This window comes from Helicobacter sp. T3_23-1059 (genome assembly GCF_053654515.1).
Map to the genome: position 1 here is coordinate 1 of NZ_JBSIUV010000111.1, position 2,553 is coordinate 2,553.

The following is a 2,553-nucleotide window of genomic DNA, read 5'->3' on the forward strand; positions in this document are numbered from 1 at the left end:
TTCGTCTGCATTTAATGCAACGCAACATAGTAGCGTTAAAATTAGTTTTTTCATTTTGCTACTCATTATTTGGATATATTGGACTTGTGATTCCAAAATATGCGTTAATTTCGTTTTCTGGCATTGTAATATCTTTGATAATATATGGGCTTTTACCTTTTTGATAAAGGATAAAAATAAATGGGCTATCGATTTTACTGACTTCTAAAGAGCCTGTTTCAAATATAAGAATTGGACATTTTTCTACTGAAAACACATAAAAACTTGAATCTATTTTGTTGGCATCTAAATATTCCATTGTATTATAAAGGTAGTTAGTCCAATGCTCCATTCCATCATAAAAAGATTCGTTGCTATCATTAGAGGCTTTAAGTCGCTCATAATAATCATCCGTTTGCCTTCCATAAAATCCACATTTTTCACATATAACATTACAATTTTGCTCTGCTGGTTTTGGTTGTTTGTCATAAAAATCTGCATAAAGTCCCATTGCTATAAATGTAAAGGCTAGTAGAATTTTTGTCATTATTTTTCCTTTATGGGTTGGGTTATTTCTATATGGTAACATTTTTCTTTATTTTTACTTTCATCGATAATCTTAAAATCCCGATGTGTATCTTCATATTTTTTAGCTACTTCATAGAATTTGTTGGCATTTTTAAGTGATAGCACAGAAATATCAAAAGTATTTTTAATGTCAAAATCTTGGCAATGCTGAAAACGACCCAATAGTATTAACCTTTTAATTTTTTGCTCCATTGCATTCAAAATATCGGTTTTTGTTTTGTCTTGATTAGCAAGGTCTTCGTAAATGTCAATCACTGAATGCACTTGTTTTTTGTAGGTTTGCTTTACTTTGTTTATACTATTTTGCTGAATCATATTATACATTCTATTTGCTTGGTCTTTAGGTGTTCTTGCCACATCTGTAATGGTAATAACGGAGTTATTTGAATCTCTACCAATTTCTCTTAATATATTTTTAGAATACTCTGTTATAAGACTTATATCTAATCCATTTTTTCCTACTATCTCAATACCGCTCAAATCATTATTTATTTCAAACACATTCCTAATCCTTATTTCAATATGCTCAATAATTTCATCTTTATTTATGCCATTAAAATATTTTTTAATAACTCCATTTTGGTCGCGCAAGGCGTCATAAAATGCTTTTTTGATTGTATTGCTATCAGATAAAATATCATCAATATCATCATTTTTTTTGTTTATCAGCAAACAACCATCGCTATTTTTTGGTGTATTACCATTATGGATAAGTATATTTCTATCTTTATAAACAAAATTATTGGTAAGTTTTATTGTATTGTTTCTAGTTTCATTACCTGTTTCAATATTCCATTCCATTACCCCATACCTCCCTTCAGGGATTCGTAGCTTTAACTCTCCACCTATGCAATCAGGTCCATTGCGTTCTAGTATGTAAGCATAAGGATTGGTTTGATTAAGTGATGAATTTTGCAGTTTGTCTGTTATATTGCCTTTTGAATCCACCCTATTACCATCGATAAATATATTCATTCTGCTCTTTGTAGATTCGGTAGTTTGTTTGAATCTTTCTATTGTGATTAAAATGCGTTTTTGGTATTGGACATTAAGTGGAATGGCGATTTTAGTATTTTTAACATATTGTTTTAATACTTCAAAGAAATCTTTTGCATTATTTGCTAAATCAATGCCTTTAGTATCGCCTAACTCTTTGCCTCCGTGAATGGTGTATGATGTGCTTGTGGTATTTGTGTTTGTCATATTTTTATCATTATACAATGAAATCTTATATTTGCCTAAATCATCGTTATTTTTGTTTAATATGTAATAATCAAGCAAACTAATTACATTTTCTATTTTAAGATAATATTTGCCTTCCTCTAAAGGCTTTGTTGAATCTTGTTTATGTAAATATAAATCATAGTAAAAACTTTGATTGTTGATATCTGGCAGGGCAAATCTTTTTCTTTCCATATTTTCTTTAGAATCTGCTTTTAGATTATTTAGTGGCATTCCACTTCTAGCTGGTTTATGTATAATTTCTCTTTCGTTTTCCAAAAATACTAGCACATTGCCATCAAATTCCAACCTAAATCTTGTTTCAATAATTTTTAATTCTATAGAAGTGATTCTATCTGCATATACTTCCTTTGCTGTGCCTTTTTTGTCATTATCGTTATATATGCAATAGGCGTTATGTTTTATGTCATCGCTTGTATTGATTCCTACATTCTTATCATAAGCAAAAAATATGATATTTCTATTGACTAGTGTTTCTTTGTTGTTTGGATTTAATAATTTTTCATCAAACAAATCAGCAAGTTTTAATTCTAAAATAGTGCCATATTTTCCCTCTATCTCTACATAATCTTTGTTGGTTGGGATAGAATCTAATTGTTTATGATTCTTATCTGTAAGGTTTATGTTGGATATTTTATTGGTAAGTGGTGGAAAAGGCTCACTTTGATTTGTCTTATCTTTTAATCTGCCCGTAGTTGCTTTTCTGCCGTGATAGCTATTATCTACTATCTTAAACGCCCAGCG

General features: G+C 29.7%; 2 protein-coding genes. Both read right to left on the bottom strand.

What is annotated here, in order from left to right:
* Positions 1-58: 58 nt before the first annotated feature.
* Positions 59-526 carry a hypothetical protein gene (locus ACWIX0_RS13250; protein ID WP_454174455.1) on the bottom strand — a complete coding sequence of 156 codons (468 nt, stop codon included), beginning with the start codon at positions 524-526 and terminating at the stop codon, positions 59-61.
* Positions 526-2,553: DUF5675 family protein (locus ACWIX0_RS13255; protein ID WP_454174456.1), on the bottom strand; the 2,028-nt coding region annotated here is incomplete at its 5' end. The genes ACWIX0_RS13250 and ACWIX0_RS13255, both read right to left, overlap by 1 nt.